We start from the raw sequence: 23,208 nt of genomic DNA, 5'->3' as shown, positions 1-23,208 counted from the left end.
GTTTTTTTATATATCATTTAATACTCAAAGATTATAATAATATACAAAAAGCTAACTATTCCAATAAAGTACAATTCCCTTAACTTAAGCTTTTAACTAAGTTTTAAGTTAAGGGAATTTAAGTACAGGTTCTTGAATTTAATTATCACATGTCATAAAACAACTACCCAAACAATCTTGTTCACATCTTCTAGAAGCTGTTTGACAAGTGGCATATCCTTCGAGTTCATAATCAAATTCTTTTTCAACGTTAGCATCAGAGTCACAAGAAGTTAAAACTTCTTTATTTTTTAGATCTTCACTATTTTTCATATTTTCACCTCCTTTATATCAATATTTATCTTAATAAGTAAAACTTATTTAGATACCAATTTACAAACCTTCTATTATAGATAATTCTTTTTTACTCTTTATTATGTCAACTAATTTTTTAAATTCATAATCATTATTTAAAATTAACGTTGAAATTATATCTTTCATCAAATAATATAAAATTTTTTCTTGTACACACATTCCATACGGCGGAACATTTAATTTTCCATTAATGCTTAAATTAACAAATGAACATTTCAAACCCATACAAAAACGTTTAACCTCACACTCTTTGCACTTTTTGTAAATTTGATTATTTTTATTAAAATATTTTTTAATTATCTCACTAAATTTTTCAAATTTTACACCAGTCCAAATATTTCCTATCTGAAACTCTTCATCCATAGAATATGCACAAGGATATAATATACCATCAGTATCTACTATTACACTTCCTAAACCAGCATTACAATACACGATATTTTGATTTTCAAGAATATAATTTGTATAATTACCATCAAATATATCTAAATATATGCTTCCTCTGTTTTCAATGTAAAGATTTTTGAGTTTAGTAAACTGTTTTTCAATTTTGAATTCTTCTCCTATCCAATTACTATAAAAATCTAATGATAACCTAAACTTTTTATATCCTAAATTCATTAGAAATCTTATATTTTCATATAAAGAATCTACAGTGTCTGGTGTAATAGTTAATCTCAAGAAAATCTTATTGGGGCCTACAATATTTCTTAATGTTTTTAACCCTATTATTGTTTCATCATAACTACCTTCTCCATTCAAGAAAACTCTATTTTTATCATGTTCACTCTTATTCCCGTCTAAACTAACTGTTACTTTAAAGTCGTGTTCATTTATAAAATTAGCAATTTCTTCATTAATGAGAGTGCCATTTGTTGTTAATTCGAATTTTGAATCTTTATTTAATGCATTTGACTTTTTTTCAAAATAATAAACCATTTCTTTCAAAATATCAAATTGTAATAATGGTTCACCTCCATGAAATCTTAAGGATGAAATACTATCAAATTTATTATATTTATCGAAATAAAAATCAATAGTTTCAATAGCAGTTTTTAATTTCATGGATTTATTGGCTTTATTTTTTTCATAACAATATTTACAATTCAAATTACAAGCATTTGTTAGCATAACTTTAATCAAATAATCACCAACCTTATTCATTTAACTGAACATCTAGATATTCAATTAAATTATCTTTTGATTTCTTTTTATCACTTAAAGAAATTTCCTTTCTTATATTTCCATTATCTATAACTATCAAATATGGAACTTTATTTTTATCAATTTTTACATCAACATTTTTAGGATTAACTTTATCAATATTCAGTTCTCTTATATAAATTTTTTCATCATTAGCTATTGTTTCAATGTACTTATTAAAGTCTTTGTTTTCATCGTTTGTTATATACATACAATATTTTTTTATATCTTCTCCTCGGTAAAAATCTCTATACCAGTCTTTATCTTTCCTAAGATTACTAAATATTAATATTACAAAAACAATTACGCACGTAATTAATAAAATATTAATTCCTTTTTTGTTTTTTTTCATTCTATCTCCTTATAAATATAAATTATAAATCCAATTTCTTATATGTTAAGTTTATACTATCTTAATTTTAATTTCAGCTAACTTTTGTGCATATTTTTTATTTTTTCTATTTTTACACTTTCTAAAAATATAATTTTTTATTATATGCTATTTTTATATACCATTAAAAATATATCATCACATATTTTTTGTATTTCATGATCGTGAGAGATCATCACTACAATATTATTCTTGCTTTTTTCTTTTATTTTAGAAATTACTTTTTTCTTCATTTCATTATCTATACCAGATAAAACTTCATCTAATAAAATCAAAGAATGCTTGCTAAACAACATCCTCGCTAACTGGACTTTTTCTTGTTCGCCTTTTGATAAGGAATCTTTTATGCTTGCTGTATTAGATTTATCTATTATTTCTAATCCTAAGAATTTAATTGTTTTTTCTAAATTCAATTCACACATTTCATTTTGCTCTAATAATGTGATATTAGATTCTAGGTTATCACGCAATATAAATGGTTTGCTTTCTATAAATAAGACTTCATCTCTTAAATCTTCATCTTTAATATCACTTATTTCGATCTCATTTATTAAGATTTCACCTTCATAATCGGTATAAAGTTTACTAATTAGGTTAAAAATTGTTGTTTTACCAGATCCATTTTCTCCAACTATTCCATATAAACCAGGTTTCGATATTTCGAATGAAAAATCTTTCAATACGTATTTATCATCATATTTGAACGAAACATTTTTAAATTTAAGACTAGTTACTTTTGATAATTTCTTTCCATCAATTTTCTTTTCATTGTCATGATCCATAATTTTCCTATATCGTTCTAAATCTACGATAACTTCATTAAAAGATAAGTTTAAATCACCAATTTTTTTAATTGACGAATGTAACTTTTCCATATAACTACTAAAGGCAACAATATTTCCCAATGTCAAACTTCCTAATATTATTAATTTTGCTGATATAAATAATATTAGAGAACTTAAAATAATAGTTATTAAATCTTGTAAACTTGTTACAGTCATATTTATCTTCAAATTCGACATAGATACATTTTTTAAATTCTGAAGCCTATTTTTATAGTTTCCTTTAAATATTTTTTCTAAATTATTTAGTTTTATTCCAGTTAAATTTGAAATCGTATCTATTAGATAATCTGAATATGCATCTAATTTAGTAATATAGTCTCTTTGTTTACTAATAATAGTATTTTTGAATATATAGTTAATTCCGTAGGTCAATGGAAGTAATATAATCGCAATTATAAATAACTTTAATGATATCCTAATCATAATATAAGCAGATATAAATATGCTAAACATAATCATAACTATGCTTGAAAAAAAGTCTATATAGAAACTAACTATTTTATCACCTGTATTTTCTATTCTGCTTACAAGTTCCCCTTCACCATACGAATTTAAAAATTCATATCTCGTATCTAATATTTTAGCGAACATCGCTTCTTTTATACTATTTGAACAATCTATAGATAATATATTGCCTATCCATTCCTCCAAAATACTGCTTAAACTTTGAAATATATTTAAAAATAGACTTATGAGAATAAACTTTAATACTAATTGCAATTCTTTTATTACTATCAAATCAATAATTTTCCCAAATACATAAGGAATCGCCATACTCGCTATTATTCCTAATAGTATGACTACTATTAAATATATAATTTTCTTTTTCTGTGGTAATATAAATTTATCAATTATTTTTTTGTGTTCACTCCAATCAAACATATTATTCATCTACTAAATATACTTTCCTAGATTTAAAATCAATTGACCAAAAAGAATTTTCAGTACTTTCCCAAATATATTTATCGGATGTATCTCTCCACCATTTTTCATATTCTTCTACTATGTTTTTATAATCTCTATCGACTTTTTTATAAATTTCTTGACTTTCAGATAAAATTTTCAACAAGTTTTCTAATGCTATTTTCTTTTCAAGAAGCTCTTCTATATTACTACATTCTTCCTGTGTTAATGTTCCAACTTCTTTCAACTTAGCTATCCTCCAAGTATTTTTTGTTTAAAATTCCATTTACAGGATTTTTTTCTAAAACATCAATAAATGGATCTAAATAATTTAATGGTTTTATATGTCTATCAAACTCCATTAATTTCGCCAGTTTTTTCTGTAATTCATAAGATACTCTATATTCAATACTAGATTTTACACATGAGTTTTTAGACGGTATATTAACTTCATTTGTATTTATATAATTTTCAAAACTACAAGAATTACAATGACAAACACTGCATTTATCGCAAAGTGGTGAATATTCTTCAGAGTATAAATGCCTATTATATTTCTCTTTTATTCCGTCTTCTAAGCTTCCGATATAATCTAAAGGATACTTATAATAAAATTCCGGACAAACATAAAACTTTTCGTTGCTTGCAAGGGTATAAGAATTTAATCCACTATCACATAATTCTTTTTCTTCCATAAACAATTCATCAGTAATTACATTTAGTTCTTTAATTATTCCTTTATTCACATACTCATAATAAATATAATCAGAAATACTCTTTAGTTGTTTTTCATATAGGATAAAATCAAATTGTTTATCGAAATCTAATATATTTAGATTAATCCTGTTAGTCTTATTGAATAATTTTGTTATAAAAGTCTCCATATCACTTAAACATTTAGACGATATATTTAGTATTATATTTTCTTCTAATTTCATATTTCTTATAAACTCTTCGTCATTAGGATATTCAATTGTAAGGATATAGTTATTAGTTATTTTTCTTATACTATCTTGATTTCTTATTGAGCAATAGTGAAAAATATTATATCCTTTTAAGTCTATCTCTTTGAAATTTAAATTGAGTCCATAATTACTATGCATGAATACTGGTCTTAGAAAATTATTTTTAGCATATTCTAACCCTTGTGTTATAGTTTCATTAGACATAATAGAAGAATCACTTCTATTTTCACTACTAGCACAAGTTTTTACAGTCGAATTAGACAACAAAAAATACAGTTTATCTCTTTCTTCGTTATTAATCTCTCTTTCAATTCCATACCTATTATGTAGTTCTGCAAAGTAGTAGTTATTTGCTCTTACTCTTGCTTTATGCATTTTACAAATATACTTTGCTTTTTGAAAATTTGTGTTACTATATGCAGAATCATAATTATGACCAAAACATGAAGTGCATCCACTTGCAATTCTACAGTTAAGACACTCTTCATCAGATTGAAGTTTTGTATTTAACAGATAATAAGGTCTTATTTTATCAAAATCTATACCATTTACCACATCACCAATTACAACTTCTTTTTTATTGTTAAGCGAATAATCTTTATATCTCATACATGGATACAATAATCCATCAGGACCAACTGCTATCATCTTTCCAGCACCACATGAGCTAGTTTCTAATATTTCTTTACTATTTGGAAAACCTATAGATTCATCAAACAAAGTACAAGAATATTTATCAAATAGCTTATTTTCCAGAATATAGTCTGCCAATTCAATTAACTGGTCTTCAAAAGTTTTTTCATCTCCCTCTTGCCAAACGTCTTCAAATACTACATTTGCTGCTACATCAAATATCCCTAATTCCCATAAATGAATTATGCTATCTTTTAAATATTTTAAATCTTTACTTGAAAAAGTAACTTTGGTGGATGCTTGAAATTGATTTTTATACAATTCTATGTTTTTGATTATTTCATCATAAGAACCCTTTCCATTTGGGAAAACTCTGTGCATATCATGTTTTTCTTTTATCCCATCCAACGTAATTGCAATTTCGAGTTTTCCTTGATTTTTCTTTATAAAATCTTGTACTTCTTTACTAGCATAATTAACCCCATTTGTCGTTATATTAATCCTATAATCCCAATACCATTCATCATTTAGTAAATATGTTTTTAGTTTAAAGTAATCACATATTTGATCTATTAATTTTATTTCAAGTAGTGGCTCTCCACCTATAAAATCTAATATAACTCCTTTGGGTCTTATTATTTCTTCTGATAGTACATAATCAATAAATTTCTTAGCTACATCAAATGACATTTTCTTATTTGAAGATTTATGTTTAATATAACAATAACTACATCTCAGATTACAATCTTCAGTTACAATAAAAGTTAATGTCTGAGCAAGACCATCTTTCCAAATATTAATTTCTTTTCCAAGTTTATAGGTCGTCTTATTTTCTATCATCTTTATTTAAATTATTATCAAATGCACTATGTGAATATTTAGGGTGCTTAGCAGCATTTTTTGCTGTACAACTATACCTACAAGTATTAGTACATGATAATTTACACACATTAAAAGGAGTAATTTCTCTTCCTGCCATATTATTTTTTAGTTTACTTGAATAATTCATTACTTTATCACCTTCAATTATTATTAATCCTTTACTTTTTCTTTAATTTTATATTTTTTTAACTTTCATTTCAGCTAACTTTTGTGAATAAAAAAAAGCACTAGGAATTAAAGTCCTAATGCTTATTATTAAAATGAATCTACATAGCCTAGTTCTCTGACCTTATCTATCATTTCTTGATAATTTCTAACATTTAATTTTTGATATATTCTAGATAAAGATACCGCCAAACTTCTAACATTTGTGTTAAGTTCTTTAGCTAATTCTTTCCTAGACATGCCATTTGAATACAATCTCACTATTTTTAATTCATATTTCGTCAACGATTCTAACATATAATTTTCTTCAGGAAATATTATCTTATCTTTTTCTACAATACTTTTAATATATTGTATTAAATTTTTAGTATCTTCTTCTTTAGAAATAAAACCTCTACATCCTATTTCTTTAGCTCGTTTTATATAAAATTCTAATTTATATGCAGTTAAGATAACAATTTTAATTTCCTTATACTTTTCTATTAATTTTTCAGCTAGATCTAAGCCATTTACTGTTCCTTCAATACCCGTTAAGTTAATATCTATAAGTAATAGATCATAACTAAGAATTGATTTATCTGTATTAAGTTTTTCAATACGGTCTATTATATCTGCAGAAATAGATTCATCTGTTTCTAAGCTCATTTTTAAAGAAGTAGCTACCATTTTATGATCTTCTATTAACAAAATTTTCATTTACAACTCTCCTATCTAATGGAATTTTTATTTTAAATTGCAGGTACGATTCTTCTAATTCTTCATTATTTTTAAATATTTCATATTCAAATACTCCTCTGTATTGTTTTAAATTCAGCCTTAGGATATTTAATCCTATATTGCCTTCTTTAATTTTATCTTTATCTTTTATATAATCTCCAACGTTTGTAACTGTTAAGTAAATTATATTTTTTTCTACTTTCAGATTAATATTAGTGTTGTAACCTTTAGAATGCTTAAACGCATTTATTAATAACTCATTAATACACTTATATACTAGCTCATCATAAGGTGATGAAAGTCCAATATCTTTTTTACATTCAAATTCAATAAGCATCTGTTTACTTAAATACATATCTTCTAGATCTGATATAAGTTTATTATATGCATCGTACAAAGAACTGTACTCTTTAATCTTAGGATTAAATGAATCAATTTCATGTCGAATTAAATCATTCAATTTATCTAAATTCTGTAATATATAATTTTTGTCTGAACCTGACAAATTATCTTCAATCCATCTACGTATAGCTATTATAATTTGAAGTATATCATCATGTAAGAATGTCTGAATTTTTAAAATATTAAGTCTTTCAATTTCTCTGTTTCTATATATTTCAACATAATAACTATCTAATAATTCATCAAAAGTAACACTTTGATGTTTCTTATACTCCTTATAACTTCTAAATTCTGCTAAATATATAAAAAAGTAAAAAGATAATAAAGTAATATCTAATATAGAAATACCAACTAAATATAGCATTACAAATAACACAATATAACCTAAAAATAGGTTCCTCATGGCTTTGATAAATAGTTCTAATCCTTTTCTTACATCCGTAATCATAATTTTATATAGTAATACCGACTCCATTGATAAAATTGATAGTAGTAGGTACTCACTAATTGAAACAATCTCAATACTATTGATTTTTTTGTAAATACAAAAAGAAATAATAAAACATATTTGTAAATATAAAATTACCCTTTTATTATTATGTCTTATTTTTTTATCTAATATATAAGAAATACTAGGACTCATTAATAAAAGAATAACTACATATTTATATATAAAATCGGATAATGAATAATTATAATTCATAGTTAAAGCTGAAATAGAAAGAATAATAGTTATAATTAGTTTTTTAATACTTAACCTATATGTTGAACATGTCAACGCTAAATTTTCTAACAATAATAAGCTATATATGATTAATTCTATGTGTTTTCCTATTTGTAAATTAACTAGTATTGTATCTTCTGCACATATAAATATTATAAATATAATAGTCAGAATACTATGCCTTAAAATGAATTTTTTATCAGAATTTAATATTGTAATAACATACGAAATAAAATTTACAATACTCAGCAAAATTATTATTATAATCCCTATATCTTTTCGTTGGTAATACTTTATAAAAGGAATTATAGGTATAAATAAAACAATTTGTAGTATAATGTGAGCAATCAAAATCAAATCTTTTCTTTTCATAATTTTTCCTTATAAATGTTGATAAACACAAGTAATCGTAACTCTATAATATAGACAATGCGTGATTTTATATCAATATTCTTCTAATATTATTATATACTATATTTCAGTATAAATTAGTTATTTCAGTATCTGTTATTCTACCTACTGCTTTTTAGTTATTTTTAACTCTTTTATTTATTGTAACCATATCAATAATAAATCTCAGCTAACTTTTGTGTATTAATATCTATGATAATGATATAACATCATTATACAGTCTATTAAAATTTAGCAAAAAAATAAAGGCAGTCCAAAGACTGCCGATATTTATCTTTCTGCACCTTTGCTATGGTCTTTCTTAGTTGACTTAGTTTTGTCATCTATCTTAAAGCTTTTTATTTGCCCTAATATGGACTTTTTATCCTTGTCTTGACTCTTTACTTGTTCTTTTGCTTTTAAGAGCTTAGAAGACAAAATACGAACATTTTTATGTTCCTTTCCGTTGTTATCAATGCTTGTTTTTACTTGACCAAATATTTTAACAAAATCTCCTTGTTTTAAGTCCTTTAAATCTTTTGTCTTATCTCCATAGGCTGAACAATTTGTATATACCTTATTTCCATCGTCATCTTTCGAAACAATTGAAAAGTTACTTACTTTAAATTTTTCTCCATTTGCATTTTCTCTTTCAAGATTTTCTACTTGACCTGCTATATTACCCACGAGATTTATGAGGTCGTCTTTTTTTTCAAGTTCATTGGTATTTTCAACAATCTTACCTTGTTCTTTCATATCATCTATCATATAGTCAAAGTCATCACTTAGTAGACCTGTTGTGTCATTGTTCATATATAAAACATAGACTTCTTCAAGTGCCTTTTCATCAGTAACGCCTTTTTCTATGCTCACAAGTGCTTTTATAAAATCCTTGTAATTATCATTCATCATTTCTTCTAAGTTTTCTCTAATATCTTTGTATTCCATAGTTTCCTCCTTGTATTAAATAAGGAGAGCTTTTCGCCCTCCTCTATCTTTCTTGTCCTTTTTCACTTTTTTCTTGATTTTTATCTTTTTCTTCTTCCGATTTGAATTTTGAAATTTGTCCTAATATTGATGGTTTCTCTTCTCTTGGGTGAAGATTATCCTCTACATCATAAGTTGATTCAAAGTAATCACTATCTTTAAAATCATTGTCATACCTATCTGGTATTCCATCATTATCAAGATCTTTTGCTAGTGGATCATAGAAATTTCCATCATCATCTATTTCCAGTCCTAGAGCTTGTTTTAAATCTTCTTCATCTACTGATACCAGATCGTCAAAACTTGACATCTTTATGGCTTCAGTCATATCTTTAAAAGCTTGTGAATTAGATATATCTTCTTCTACAAAAGATTCTGTTCTAATAGTAATATTATCTACATACTGAGTCCATGTTTTTTCTTCCAAATTTACCTCATATTGGATAGAGTGCTTACCATCAGGTGTTTCTGTATAGGCAAGTCCTATATGGCTTAAATCTGGGTATAGTTTGTCAAAATCGTCATAGCTATTAGATTCTGAAAACTCATAGTTAGAATAATCGACTATCGCCCTCTTTAAATCTTCTAATAATGGTGATTGGTTTTCTAATTCTTCTACTTCTCCCATATCTAAAAGTTTATTAATCTCAGCTAGTCTTAGTGTCTTATCCCTTAACTCATCTGCTTTTTCAAATGGTTTTGTCAATTCTACTTTGGCATTTTCTAAAGATTCTTTATAGTTTTCAAGGTTTTGATTTAACCTCTCAAGCCTTGCAGGCATTCTTTCAATGGCATTATCAAGTCTTGTTATATTACCATCAGTAGAGTTTGAAAACTCTCCAAAGTATTCTGCTTTTCCTAGAAGTTTAAATGTATGAGTATTAGTCATAAAGTTATATGAAACTTGTAAGTCTAAATTTCTATATTTACCAATGACTTTGCTATCATTTATCTTTACCTTTTTTATTTCTTCTAATAGCTTCTCTCCAGCTTCTTTCTTATCTAAAATCTTATTTGTACCAAGACTGATTGAAGTAAATTTGTTATCTCCTTCTCCTAATTTCTCAACACTTGCAATATCTTCTTTAACTGCTTGTATTTCCATTTCAGTTTTTAAAATACTTTGAGGATAAATCTTATTTACCTTATCTTCGAGCTTATATTTATTAGACTTATAGTTTGCTTCCAGCATCTTTAGTTTTGTAACTTCGTTATCTAAATCCATTTTTTCTTTAATTAGAGGATTGCCCGTAGCTAAAGCTTTAATTTCTGAATATGATAGACTTGCTTCATCGACATCTTCTGCAACACGCACAGGCGTCTTGCTTGTCATAATTTGGGATATGAATTTCTGCTTATTTTCTATTGTCTGCCATAAATAGGCATCAAAGGTGTTTTCTGTTACATATCTAAAGATATTTACCTTATCATTTTCATTACCTTGACGAACAATTCTACCACTTCTTTGCTCTAAGTCAGATGGTCTCCAAGGGACGTCTAAATCGTGTAAAGCAATTAGTTTATTTTGTACATTTGTACCTGCTCCCATTTTTTGAGTAGAGCCTAATAAGACTCTTACTTCTCCTCTTCTAACCTTAGAGAACAATTCATCTTTTTGTTTGTCTGTATCTGCTTCGTGAATAAAGGCTATTTCTTCTTTAGGTATTCCCATATTCACTAGCTTATTTCTAATATCATCATAGATATTAAATTCTCCATCTCCTTTTGGTGTAGACATATCTGAAAACACTAATTGTGTCGATGAATTTTCTTTTGTCTTATCCCAGATCGAAAATATATTTTTTACACATACATTTACCTTTGAATTAGGATCATCGGGAAGTAGTGGATTTATTAACCTTTGGTCTAGGGCAAGTTTTTTACCATCATTTGTAATCTTTAACATGTTATCTTCTGTTGGCTCGACTTGATTATTTCTAACTGCGTCAGCTCTTTCTGAAATAGCTTCTAATATTTCTTTTTGTTCCTCAGTAGGTTTTGTTTTAATAACTTCAAAATTTGCTTCTGGCACTGGCAAATTTAACATATCTGAAGTTTTTATATCTGCTACTTCTTTAAACATAGACATCAACTCTGGCAAGTTATAAAACTTTGAAAATCTTGTCTTTTGCCTATATCCAGTGCCTTCTGGAGATAATTCAAAGGTGTTTTCTGTTTCTCCAAAAGTAGAAGCCCAAGCGTCAAAATGTTCTAATCCTCTTGCCTTTAAATCGTCATACTGAAGGTATCTTTGCATGGTATAAAGCTCTGTCATTGAATTTGATATTGGTGTACCAGTAGCAAATACAACTCCCTTTCCATCTGTCATTTCATCCATATACCTACATTTCATATACATATCCGAAGACTTAAAGGCTTCACTCTGACCAATACCCGCAACATTTCTCATCTTGGTATGCAAGAATAAATTTTTGTAATTATGAGCTTCGTCTATAAATAACTTATCTACTCCTAGTTCTTCAAAGGTTATTACATCATCTTTTTTAAAGTCATCATTTAGTTTTTCAAGTCTTACCAAGAGTTTCTTCTTTGTCTTTTCCAGTTGTTTTACAGTGAAATTTTCCCCTCTATTTCTTTTATTCTCGTCAATAAAGGAAACTATATCATCTATTTGGTCTTGTATATGCCTTACCTGGTATTCCTTGGACATTGGTATTTTTTCAAATTGAGAGTGTCCTATGATGACTGCGTCATATTCTCCAGTTGCAATCCTACCAATAAATCTTTTTCTATTTTTAGGTTGGAAGTCTTTTTTATCGGCCACCATAATGTTGGCTGACGGATATAATTGCATAAACTCTCTACCAATTTGAGTAGTTAAATGGTTAGGAACTACAAATAATGACTTACTTGCAAGTCCTAACTTTTTAGATTCCATAGCAGAAGCTACCATTTCAAAAGTTTTTCCTGCTCCCACAACATGGGCAAGTAGTGTATTTCCACCATAAAGAGTCCTTGCTATGGCATTTTTTTGATGTTCTCGTAGTCTGATTTCAGTATTCATTCCATCAAAAGTTAAGTTAGAGCCATCAAATTCTCTATTTCTAATTGAATTGAATTTTTCATTATAAATCTTTTCTAGCCTATATCTTCTACCAGGATCTTCAAATATCCAATTCTTAAATTCTTCTTTAATCAGTTCTTGCTTTTGACTTGCAAGCATAGTTTCTTTTTTATTCAATACAGAAGTCTTAGACCCATCATCATTTATTACTTGGTCAAATACCTTTGTATCTTTTAGATTAAGGGCATTTTCAATTAGCTTATAGGCATTCACTCTACTTGTACCATAAGTCATATTAGCAAGGTCATTAGTCGAGTCAACACTTTTACCTTCAATGTTCCATTCACTTGTGTGTGGTGAGAACCTAACATTTATATTCCACCTATCATAACCTGGTGTTTTTAAAAGATTAAAAGTAAAGTCTTCTATATCTTTTTGAGGTATCCATGTTGCTCCTAGCCTTACATTTATATCAGAAGCAGTGAGTTCTTCAGGCATAACTTCTTGTAATTTTTCTCTTTGATATTTAAGTTTGCCTAACTCGTTCAATAATGTGTCTTTCTTTTCAGAAGGTGCTAAATCTATTACATTTTCAATTTCTCCGATATATGAATTGAGGTAGCCAATTTTTTCTCTGATATTACCACTTAAATATTCATCAGCCGATACATATGAAAAATGAAATGGATCGTCATTGTCAAAGTTCTCAAAGGGCATTCTGTTATTTATTAGGTCTGTGTCCTTAATATCTAAAAATATCTCGCCCTCAAGTTCACCAATTAAGGTGTCCCTATCTTTATTAGTGATAGATTCCATATATTCAAAGTCTACATATCCTTTTTGTGAAACTGATAAGACTAAGGCTTCAAGGGAAGTATCTACATGGTCTACTACTTTTGCCTTTGTTATTGTTCTTTTTGAAAATATATCACTCTTAGCTTTGAAATTATCCTCATCATCAAGTATTTCTATTGATGATACTAAAGGAAAGTTTGAGTCTTCCTTTAAGGCTCTGGTGTTTGATAGGGAGTTAATAAAGCCATGTTTCTTTGAAAAGTTATCATAGACTTCATTTAACTTTGCTTGTGATTCTTTTATTTCTTCATCAGAAAAATCGTCCTTTTGTTTTTCTATTACATCTTTTAAAGCATTCATTACATCAAGGTAATCTTTTATCTTTTCTTTATTTTTATCTGATATATTCTGCTTAATTAAGACTGAGTTTTCTCTTAGGTAGACTTCTTCGTCAATAATAGTATAAGAAAAATTTTTAACATCATCTGTTGCTGGAAGACTTAATTCTTCATCTTCCAATAGTTCGACCTCTTCATATTTTGAATTTGAAGATATTTCCTTACTTGCAAGATCCATTAAATCTTTTAGATTTTCGTCTTCTCTTTCATCACAAGTAATTGTATTTCCAAATCTTCCAGATACTTCTTTCATATCCCCTAATACCATTTGAGGATTATCTACAAAATATTTGTTGTAAGTCAAACCCTTTTTATCAGTTGCTAGATGAATCCAATCGTCATCTCTTTCTATAACTGAATCTCTCTTCTTTAAAAAAATAATATCTGAAGTAACTTCTGTACCAGCAAGTCCTTTAAATGTTGTATTAGGTAGCCTCATAGCTCCTAAAAACTCACATCTTGCATTAATATATTTTCTAACAGATTCATCTTTTTTATCCATAGTTCCAGACGAAGTTATGAAGGCAATAATTCCTCCATTCCTAACCTTATCTATTGACTTTGCAAAAAAATAATCGTGAATCAGAAAGTTATTTCTGTTATATTCACGATCGTTAACTTTAAAATCTCCAAAGGGAACATTTCCTATTACCAAGTCAAAGAAATTATTTGAGAAGTTTGTTTCTTCAAAGCCTTTAATTTGTATATTAGCTTCAGGATAAAGTTCTCTTGCTATTCTTCCGCTTAGACTATCTTTTTCTACTCCATAGATTTTAGACGCTTTAATTTCATTTGGAATATTACCAATGAAGTTACCGACTCCTGCCGATGGTTCAAGAATATTCCCTGTCTTAAAACCCATATCTGTTAGAGTCTTATATATTCCATCCATTACCTCTCTAGGTGTATAAAATGACGTTAAAGTAGACTCTTTAGCATTCAAATACTCTTCATTTGTTAGATTTTCCTTTAAAATATTTCTTGCTTCAAGCCATTGTCCTCCCTTTTCTTCATCAAAGACATCGGCAAGACCACCCCAACCTAGATAATCAGCAAGATAGGCTTGCTCATACTCCCTTGGACTCCTATTTTCATTTTCAAGTCTTTTTAGCATTTTAATAGCTTTTATATTTTTATCTAGCCTTTCTGATGGTGTTAGGTATTCTGAGTAGATATGATTTTTTAAGTCATAATTTCTAGCAAAACTTAGTCTTTCCTTATTAGGTTCATAGCCTAGATTTTTTAACTCTTCTTTACCCCTCAATAAGTTTTCGGCTGCTTCTCTTGGAACATTGTATCTATCCATCATTTGGTCAATTTCAAGATTGTGGTTATCTATAAAGCTTTCTTGTTCTACTTGTCTTTCAATTTGTTTTTCATGCTCAGATAATTTGTATATCTCATAATTTCCACTATCTAAAAGGTCATCAATCTTTCTACTTTCTTCAAATGTTTCGCCCTTATATAAAGGAAATTCTTCCCCATTAACTTCTGCTTTTGTTCCAGTTTCAATCAAGTTAATTCCATCAAAGGTATTCTCATCTTCTAAAATAAATTCTTTACCAACTTTTACTGCTAGTTTTTCTGATGTTTGACTTAGATTTTCAAAGATTTCTTCAAGGTACGAATCGTTTCTATATGGAATTACTTCCGAACCCCTAATCATACCTCCCATATACTCCATATTGTCTCTGATAGTGACAGTTTTAAGTCCTCCACTTAGTTCATCAAAATCTGTAATAGTAAAGTCCTTATCTTTATATCTAACCTGATCGCCTATCTTAAATTTAGGCTCTATATTTTCTTTAGCTTCTTCTTGTAAAGATTTCTCCTCACTTAGTGCAACTTGTTCTTCTAAATATGAAAATTCACGCTCATTTACTTCTTCACCATCACCAAGGTCAATCCTATAATGCTCGACAACTTCTCCGTCTACATAGTGGTCAAAATAGAATTTGAAATATCCGATATAATCATCAGTCATTTCTCCAAACTCATTTTCTCCAAGAGTTTGATTATGGTCTTTAACATCTATATCTTTTTGTCTTAGGACATTAATTAAGTCTTTAGTTACTATCTGCCCACTATAATCTGGAATTAATTCGTGGTTTTCATTAAATTCTACAATCCAATAATCTTTTCTATTTTCATTTTTGTCATCAAAAAAAGAAGCTTCATCAGCTTCCTTTTCTTGACTTATTTCATTTTCTAAGCTTCTACGTATTCCTTGATTGCCATTTTCTTCACTGTTGCCATCAAGTTGTTCATCTGTCCTTGGTATTCTTCTGGATTCTCTCTCATCATCTTCTCTGTCAATCCTTGTGCTTTCATCATCTTGACTTTCTCTCTCTTGATAAAGTCCACTGCCTGATTCTGAATTTCCTTCAGATGATTCAAAAGTGTTTTCTCCTCGTACATTTCCTGAAGTTTCTTCCAGTTCTCCATGTCCTCGCTCCCTACTAGGTAAGACAGTCTTTGAACTGCGTAAGTCGGATTCGGAAATCTCTCCATAAATTCCAGATCCTTCTCCATCATATCCAAGGTTTTCTCTTCGATCTTCATTGCTATTTCTTCTGTCGCTTCCATCTGTGAAAACTCGTCCATCTCTACTTCTTGACCTATCATCTCGTCTATATAAATCATCTTGACCTCCTCTATCTTCATTTATATTTTCTATATCTCTATTATAGTCGGCAGCGACCCTTTCTGTCAGCAGCCTAGCACGATCTATTTCCTTAGATTTTTCTATTGTGCTATCTATAATATCTTCACTAACCCTTGATATTACAAGACCTATCTGTTCTAAAGAAATTGTATTAATCCTAGAAAAATTATTTTTTAAATTTTCCATGTCCATAGGATAGATAGTATTAAACCTATTAGCTACTGCATAGGATATTGAGTCTCTCATAAACTTTTCAAAACTCAGTTTATCCTCTATATCTATCCTCAAATCAGCTAGAGCCAAATTAATATATTCATCTCCATAAATTCGACTTAAAGAAAATATATTTTCATTAAGTAAATCACTAGCTTCAAATGAAAAATCTCTTATTATTTCTTTTAAAGCCTCGTTATGGTTTTCGTGGTCAAACTGCCATAAGCTAACCTCATTAATATTCCTATCCATTGATGTGGTTTGACTAATATCAAAAATGTATGAAATTCTTTGATTTACATCACTTCCAACTAAAATTGGAATACCCTTCTCTCCTCTCATAACAACTCTTCCAAAATATTTTTTCCACATGTCAAAAGTCGCACAAGCTCTAGCTTCGGGTTCCTTGTTATATATACTCAATTGACTAGAAAAATCATATTTCTGATTATTACCTATAACCTTTAAGAGTTTTAAATATTCTTTTTCATCTTGTAACACTTCATACTTTATTGCTTCTTGTATATTCTTAAAATCATTTACTTGCATCTTCTACCTCCATTCTATGAATTTCTTTTATAATAACCATTAAAACATCAACCACAATAGAATTGCCGGCCTGCTTATATAGTTTGCTTGAAGTGCAATTTTTTCTTCTTGGATGTGCGTCTTCTAGTTTGTTAATATCACTGTCATCAAAACCCATGAGTCTTAAACATTCTCTTTCTGTTAAATACCTATACTTACCATTTCCAATATCTATTATTCCAGAATTAGGAACTCTCATCTGTTTTGTAGAAATAGTATAAGTAAAATCTTTAATCACTTTTAATCGCCCTCTAAAACTGTTATCTATGCCTTTATTTAAAAATTTGAGCATATAAGGTTGGGTCATTGTATAAAGTTCACTTACATTCTTTTCTAAAAATTCACTTAGTGGTCTTGTTTCTTTCCTCTCCAATTTATTAAAAGAAAAGTTATTTGCTCCAAGACATGAAACAACAAATATCCTTTCTCTTTTCTGAGGAATTCCAAAGTCCATTGCATTTAATATTTCATACTTGCTTTCATATCCAAGGTCTTCTAGCTCCTTTAGATAAATAAAAAAGGAGTCCCTCATATTTCTATCAAGGACTCCCTTTACATTTTCCCAAATTATCCATTTAGGTTTTTCTTTCATTTCTTTAATTATTCTAATTGTTTCAAATAGTAAGCTTGATCTAGTTCCTGAATTCTTTACTCCTCCCTGCTTTTTTCCTATTCTTGAAAAGTCTTGGCAAGGACTTCCATGCATAATTAAGTCTATCTTTTCATTAGGAGCTTTATATCCTACTACTGATTTTGGCTTATAGTCTTCTCCATAAAGTGCGTTGTATGATTTAACACAAGCCTTATCTATTTCTACATAATCAACAACTTCATAAGGTATCTTTAAATTAATAAAAGCCTTTCTAATAGCACCTATGCCGCCGAAAAGCTCTAATATTTTTACCTTATTCATTTAGATTATTCTTGTACCTATCTACAAGCTCCCTTATACTATCTTCAATTTCTCTTAAAAAGTCTTCTTTGTCTACTTCGCCAGAACTAATCTTTGCAAGTTTCATTTCCCATTCAGATGTTGTTTCTGCTGACTTAAACTTATCCTCTACAATCGATACAAGTCTATTGCCTTTTTCTGTTACAAGTAAGTTTTTCTTATCTCTTCTTATGAGATCCTTGTGGATAAGATTTTCAATAATTCCTGCTCTTGTAGCTGGTGTTCCTAAGCCTTTTCTTTCTACTTCTATGTCTTTATCCAGCGATTTAATCCCTGCATTCTCCATAGCCTTTAAAAGTGTATCTTCATTATAATGACTTGGAGCTTTTGTAAATTTTTCCGATATATTTTTAGAAGTTAGCTTAATTTTATCTCCAGTCTTTACATCTGGTAATTCATTTTCTTGTCTTTCCTTTCCATAAGTCTTTAGATATTTTGTATAACCTTCATCTATTACAGTCTTACCACTTGCATTAAAGTTAAACTTGTCATATTCATATCTGATTTTTCTACTAGATTCCTTTGAGTTATCCGAACATGAAGAAAGTAATTTATTCTTAATTAGATTATAGACTTTACTTTCTCTATCAGATAAATCTCTAGCTTTTCCAATACCTGATATAGTAGGAATAATCGCATAGTGGTCTGTAACCTTAGATGAATTAAAAATAGACTTAAAGTTTGATTCGTTGATTTTAAAATCTTCTTCAAGTCCTTCTAACAATTCTCTCATAGTATGAACCATATCATCGGTTAAATACCTGCTATCTGTTCTTGGATATGTGATTAGCTTTTTTTCATACAGACCTTGTGCTAGATTTAAAGTATCATTTGCTGAATACCCAAAATATTTATTTGCTTCTCTTTGTAAGGTTGTGAGATCATAAGGCTTATCTGGTTTTGTGCTTATTTCTTTATCTTCTACCTCTGTAATAACTATTTCATCTTCTAGCAGATTTAATAGTTGTTCTGCAACTTCAATTTTATCAATCCTATCTGATACAAGTTTCAATCCTTTATAAGATAGGTCAACTGTATAATATTTTTGCTTTTTAAATAGGTTTATTTCACTATCCCTTTTAGCTACTAAATATAGGGTTGGTGTTTGTACTCTACCAACAGAATATGTTTCCTTGTAAATGCAAGAATAAAGCCTACTTAAATTCATTCCTACCAGCCAATCCGCAATAGCTCTTGCACTTGCCGATCTATATAAGTCTTCAAAGTTTTCTCCGTTTTTAAGATTCCTAAAACCATCTTCAATAGCCTTGTTTTCCATTGAAGATATCCAAAGTCTTTGAATTTTCTTCTTACATTTAGCTTGATTATATACAAGCCTAAAGATAAGTTCTCCTTCTCTTCCAGCATCACAAACATTTATAACTGTGTCGATTTTCTTATAGTTTAAAAGCTTCTTTAAAACTCCATATTGTTTCTTAGTGCTTTTAGATACTTCATAAATATATTCTTCTGGGATTATAGGAAGAGTGTCTATCGTCCATTTCTTCCATTTTTCATCGTGTCTTTCTGGACTTGCCATTTGAATTAAATGACCTACACACCAAGAAACAATGTATCCATTCCCCTCATAATATCCGTTTTTTCTTGTTCTTGCTCCAATTACTTTTGCAATTGTAACTGCTACGCTTGGCTTTTCTGCTATTACTAACTTCATTAATACCTCCATAAATAAAAAAAGAGCGAAAGATTTCTCTCTCGCTCAAAATATTTCTCCCGAATATTGTCTTATTTTCGGGAGAATTCTATTTTCTTTTTTAACTTTATTTGTTTACTTTCCAATATCCATCTTTAGCACTACCTATATACTCGATTGTTTTTTCATCTGTGAGAATTTTTAAATCTCTTTCTATCGTGCTTACAGACACCAATAATATATGAGATAATTCAATTGTTGTTATATTTGAATTTTCTTTCATAAGTTTCACTATCTTATTTCGTCTATCTTTTGGTTTTAACTTTTTACCGTCATTTTGACCTTCATTTTCACCCTCATTTTGCCCCTCACTTTGACCGTCATTTTGAGTGACATTTTGGGTGTCATAATTTAAATTCTTTAAAATTGTAGTAAATGAAGATTCTGTTGACTTAAACTCTGGTTTTAATTCTTCTTTATAATTTTCTTCTGCTTCATAGGCTTCTATAATTTTTCTAAGTCCTGATCCACGTCTTTCCATTAAATCCATTCTTGCAAATACATCTGCTATGATTGGATTTCTTCTTGTGGAAGATACATTTAATGGATTGAGATCCTGCACGAAAGTTCCGTCATACATACCTCCAGGAGAATATATTTCTAATCTGTCATCATAAATATCTACATGAACTTCACTGCCAATTACTGAATAATCTCTGTGGATTAATGCATTGACTAGAACTTCTTGAACTGCCCTTTCTGGATATTCTGGATATTCTATTCTATAGACTGGACCTTTTTTCCACATCTTTTTTGAATTTCTTTTCACAAAGTCCAAAGATGCTTTTAAAAGATAAATTATATTTCCTTCAAATTCTATATCATCTAAGGCATCCATTCGACCATTGGCTTTAGTAAGCCCATTCCACCTAGTACAAAATACCCTTGACTGATAAACTTGATAGTTATCTGCAAATAAAGCTCCTGCTATGGTTAGATTTCCATCATCATTTATAAGTCCGAAAGATTTCAAATCTTTTTCTTCAAAATTTTTTCCCGTTCTTTCTTTGTACTCGATTTTAAGTTCCTTAAAGCTTACATCTTCTAGTTTTTTCTTTGATTGAAGTGAATCGTAACTTATATGTTCTCCCTTTAGTGATAGATTAAATAGGTCTATTCTATTTGCAGGGACACTTTGATTTCCTACTCTTTTATAAGCAGTTCTGCTTCCACCATCTACTACAAAGTATGGAGTGTTTTTCCCGGCAAATACACTTAAAATCAATATAACTTTTCCATTAAGTTCCTTTATTTCCATATCAAATTCTGGATTCGGATCCATTTTAATTTTTATGATTTCAGAAATATTTTCGGAAACTTCTTGATAGTCACTAAGTCCAAGAATTGTGTTATCTTCTTTTACTCCAAATATTAACTTCCCACCTCTACCATTAGCAAAGGCTGACACAGATTTTAACCAAGACTTTGGCTTATTTATTTCTAATTTTTCTTTTTTATCATATAGATTTGTTTCTCCAAGATAGTCTTTTAAGTTCAAAGTATCCCTCCTCTCTGGCAAATATTATACTTAATTATACCATATTTTTGTATTATTTATTCGATGATAGAAATTGAGATTTATAATAGTTCATCGTCTTCATCTAAAGATTCTTCTTGATTTTCATCATTATCAGATTCATCTTCTGACTCACTAATATAATCCTCATCATCTTCTTCAAAGTCTTCCAACATTTTATCTTCCTTAGCTTTGACTACCTTAAAGTAATATCCTGCTCCTACAACTCCTCCAATTACAAGTGCAATAATTAGAAATGAACCTATCCCACTTTTCTTTTCTTCTTTTACTGGAACAGTCTTAGGTTCTTCTTTTTTTACTTCTTCTTTCTTAGGTTCTTCAACTTTTATAGTATTTTTATCTTCTGATTCAATCATATTAAGTAGGTCTTGCTCTCCTACTTCTGTTAATAACCTTACATTATCTTGATTTGACGAGTGATCCACTATTAGGTGCATAGTTTTTCCACTTTTAGTTTGAAATGTTAAAAATTGTCTTACATCTACTGGATTTTCTTTATCTTTCTCTTTTTCTGTATCTCCACTTGGTGTAATATCTTTTCCATTCCTATCTACATTTTCAATTACTGAACCTCTTGCCTTATTTTCCTGTGTTGCTAGACTATTTACTGCCTTTGTATTACCACCTTTTACAAGTGGTATTTTCTTAGGAGGATTATTTGAAGGATTATTTGAAGGCTTATTTGCTTCACTTGTGTTTCCTGGTATTCTTGGAACATCTTGATAAGGAATCTCTTCTTTTGATGGTGTAAAAACATCATCTTTCAACATTTTTTCAAATTCTTCCTTTTGTGGTTCATAGATTGATTCGTTTTGACTTTCTATCTGTCCTTCATTTGTCATTGCAAATGTATTTGCTGGTACTGTAAATGTAAAAAGGAGTAACGCTATGGCTACTCCTCGTTTAATGCTTTTATTCATTTTTCTATCCTTTCTTATTTGACATTTTTAAATACATAGACTGCTTTTCTAGCATTGTCCCATTCTATTGTTTGGTTTTTACCATCTTTAATATCTCCATGACTTGCTCCAAAGGCTTTAGCAATATTTGAAATTGAAGCATGAATTCTTCCATTTATAATCACTGGCTTAACATCTGAATTGTAGACTTTTCCATCTGAATCTTTCATAACGCCAGTATCAATATTTAGTCTTAATGTCTTTTTAGCCAGGATATTATTCTCTTTATTTGAGAAAATAGCTTCACGAGTAGAGTTATCATACTCAACATTAAAACCTAGAGTATAGGCAATATATCTTACTGGAATCATAGTTCTTCCTTGGTCTACATAAGTTTTTACATCCATATAGACTGTTGTCTTACCATCTTTGTTAATAATGTTATAAAAGTTTTTGTCTACTTGGAAAACTGCAAATTCCTTTTCATCTTTAACTTGTTTTTTACCTTGTTGTTCCTCTTGCTTTTTCATCTTGTTAAGATCAAATTGATTTATAATATTCTTGTCATCAGCTTTTAAAAGTTCGTCCCACTTTTTGTCTTGAGATTTCTCATCTTCTTTCTTCTCTTTGTGTTCTTTTTGGAGTTTTAGAAGTTCATCTAATTTCTTAGAGAAGTCTTGGTTTATATTTTTTTCTTTTTCATCTTTAGCCTGCTTTTCAAGTTCTTCTTTAGCTTTTTTATTTGCTTCCTCGATTAACTTCTTTGCTTCTTCAATTTTCTTATCTAATTCTTCTTTTAGCTTTTTAATTTCTTCTTCAGAAGCTTTTTGTTTTTCTTCTAACCCTTTAATCTTCTCTTCT

Annotated in this window: 14 protein-coding genes and 2 pseudogenes; all 16 read right to left on the bottom strand. The window is 28.8% G+C overall.

The features are described 5' to 3' along the window. Window positions 1–138 precede the first annotated feature (138 nt). Complete coding sequence (locus tag ABDJ34_RS04955) at window positions 139–312, bottom strand: hypothetical protein (protein ID WP_004818372.1); 174 nt, start codon at window positions 310–312, stop codon at window positions 139–141. 60 nt (window positions 313–372) lie between these two features. After that, a complete protein-coding gene (locus tag ABDJ34_RS04950; protein ID WP_412701577.1) occupies window positions 373–1,497 on the bottom strand; it encodes a radical SAM protein in 1,125 nt (374 codons plus the stop codon). A gap of 13 nt (window positions 1,498–1,510) precedes the next feature. After that, entirely contained in the window at window positions 1,511–1,909 is a 399-nt protein-coding gene (locus tag ABDJ34_RS04945; RefSeq protein WP_412701576.1) for a hypothetical protein, read from the bottom strand. A 140-nt stretch (window positions 1,910–2,049) separates the two neighbouring features. Then, window positions 2,050–3,684, bottom strand: coding sequence for an ABC transporter transmembrane domain-containing protein (locus ABDJ34_RS04940; RefSeq protein ID WP_412701575.1), 1,635 nt, complete (start codon window positions 3,682–3,684; stop codon window positions 2,050–2,052). Further along, the gene (locus tag ABDJ34_RS04935; RefSeq protein ID WP_115597355.1) at window positions 3,677–3,943 is read right to left on the bottom strand and encodes a CXXX repeat peptide modification system protein; all 267 of its coding nucleotides are present in this window, start codon (window positions 3,941–3,943) and stop codon (window positions 3,677–3,679) included. The genes ABDJ34_RS04940 and ABDJ34_RS04935 overlap by 8 nt, the downstream gene beginning before the upstream one ends. Window position 3,944: 1 nt before the next feature. Further along, on the bottom strand, window positions 3,945–6,134 hold the full coding sequence (locus tag ABDJ34_RS04930; RefSeq protein ID WP_412701574.1) for a radical SAM peptide maturase, CXXX-repeat target family: 2,190 nt from the start codon (window positions 6,132–6,134) through the stop codon (window positions 3,945–3,947). Further along, window positions 6,121–6,303, bottom strand: a complete 183-nt coding sequence (locus ABDJ34_RS04925) for a hypothetical protein (RefSeq protein WP_019035320.1) — start codon at window positions 6,301–6,303, stop codon at window positions 6,121–6,123. Before ABDJ34_RS04925 ends, ABDJ34_RS04930 begins: the two co-directional genes overlap by 14 nt. Window positions 6,304–6,431: 128 nt before the next feature. Continuing rightward, on the bottom strand, window positions 6,432–7,037 hold the full coding sequence (locus tag ABDJ34_RS04920) for a response regulator (protein WP_412701573.1): 606 nt from the start codon (window positions 7,035–7,037) through the stop codon (window positions 6,432–6,434). Further along, a complete protein-coding gene (locus ABDJ34_RS04915; protein ID WP_412701572.1) occupies window positions 7,009–8,556 on the bottom strand; it encodes a sensor histidine kinase in 1,548 nt (515 codons plus the stop codon). The genes ABDJ34_RS04920 and ABDJ34_RS04915 overlap by 29 nt, the downstream gene beginning before the upstream one ends. Window positions 8,557–8,865: 309 nt before the next feature. Next, window positions 8,866–9,522 (bottom strand): DNA-binding protein, encoded by a 657-nt coding sequence (locus ABDJ34_RS04910; RefSeq protein ID WP_412701571.1) that lies wholly within the window; start codon window positions 9,520–9,522, stop codon window positions 8,866–8,868. A 43-nt stretch (window positions 9,523–9,565) separates the two neighbouring features. Beyond that, window positions 9,566–15,403 (bottom strand): annotated as a pseudogene (locus tag ABDJ34_RS04905) (helicase-related protein); the annotation flags it as partial. Window positions 15,404–17,192: 1,789 nt separating this feature from the next. Beyond that, window positions 17,193–18,158, bottom strand: a complete 966-nt coding sequence (locus tag ABDJ34_RS04900) for a DNA cytosine methyltransferase (RefSeq protein WP_054252254.1) — start codon at window positions 18,156–18,158, stop codon at window positions 17,193–17,195. Next, window positions 18,151–19,872 carry a DNA topoisomerase 3 gene (locus ABDJ34_RS04895; RefSeq protein ID WP_412701569.1) on the bottom strand — a complete coding sequence of 574 codons (1,722 nt, stop codon included), beginning with the start codon at window positions 19,870–19,872 and terminating at the stop codon, window positions 18,151–18,153. Before ABDJ34_RS04895 ends, ABDJ34_RS04900 begins: the two co-directional genes overlap by 8 nt. Before the next feature lie 106 nt (window positions 19,873–19,978). Beyond that, window positions 19,979–21,409 (bottom strand): ATP-binding protein, encoded by a 1,431-nt coding sequence (locus ABDJ34_RS04890; RefSeq protein WP_412701568.1) that lies wholly within the window; start codon window positions 21,407–21,409, stop codon window positions 19,979–19,981. Window positions 21,410–21,489: 80 nt separating this feature from the next. Further along, window positions 21,490–22,368, bottom strand: coding sequence for a CD1107 family mobile element protein (locus ABDJ34_RS04885; protein WP_412701567.1), 879 nt, complete (start codon window positions 22,366–22,368; stop codon window positions 21,490–21,492). A gap of 14 nt (window positions 22,369–22,382) precedes the next feature. Beyond that, window positions 22,383–23,208 (bottom strand): annotated as a pseudogene (locus tag ABDJ34_RS04880) (leucine-rich repeat protein); the annotation flags it as partial.

This window comes from Finegoldia dalianensis (assembly GCF_046255015.1).
Taxonomy (GTDB): Bacteria; Bacillota; Clostridia; order Tissierellales; family Peptoniphilaceae; genus Finegoldia; species Finegoldia magna.
The sequence above is the reverse complement of the archived record's forward strand: the minus strand, read 5'-3'. Positions and strand labels throughout refer to the sequence as shown.

Bases quoted from the DNA above. Each gene is read 5' to 3' on its own strand.
- ABDJ34_RS04945 (WP_412701576.1), bottom strand. From the start codon at position 1,909: ATGAAAAAAAACAAAAAAGGAATTAATATTTTATTAATTACGTGCGTA.
- ABDJ34_RS04910 (WP_412701571.1), bottom strand. From the start codon at position 9,522: ATGGAATACAAAGATATTAGAGAAAACTTAGAAGAAATGATGAATGAT.
- ABDJ34_RS04895 (WP_412701569.1), bottom strand. From the start codon at position 19,872: ATGAAGTTAGTAATAGCAGAAAAGCCAAGCGTAGCAGTTACAATTGCA.
- ABDJ34_RS04940 (WP_412701575.1), bottom strand. From the start codon at position 3,684: ATGAATAATATGTTTGATTGGAGTGAACACAAAAAAATAATTGATAAA.
- ABDJ34_RS04920 (WP_412701573.1), bottom strand. From the start codon at position 7,037: ATGAAAATTTTGTTAATAGAAGATCATAAAATGGTAGCTACTTCTTTA.
- ABDJ34_RS04925 (WP_019035320.1), bottom strand. From the start codon at position 6,303: ATGAATTATTCAAGTAAACTAAAAAATAATATGGCAGGAAGAGAAATT.
- ABDJ34_RS04915 (WP_412701572.1), bottom strand. From the start codon at position 8,556: ATGAAAAGAAAAGATTTGATTTTGATTGCTCACATTATACTACAAATT.
- ABDJ34_RS04930 (WP_412701574.1), bottom strand. From the start codon at position 6,134: ATGATAGAAAATAAGACGACCTATAAACTTGGAAAAGAAATTAATATT.
- ABDJ34_RS04900 (WP_054252254.1), bottom strand. From the start codon at position 18,158: ATGAATAAGGTAAAAATATTAGAGCTTTTCGGCGGCATAGGTGCTATT.
- ABDJ34_RS04885 (WP_412701567.1), bottom strand. From the start codon at position 22,368: ATGAATAAAAGCATTAAACGAGGAGTAGCCATAGCGTTACTCCTTTTT.
- ABDJ34_RS04955 (WP_004818372.1), bottom strand. From the start codon at position 312: ATGAAAAATAGTGAAGATCTAAAAAATAAAGAAGTTTTAACTTCTTGT.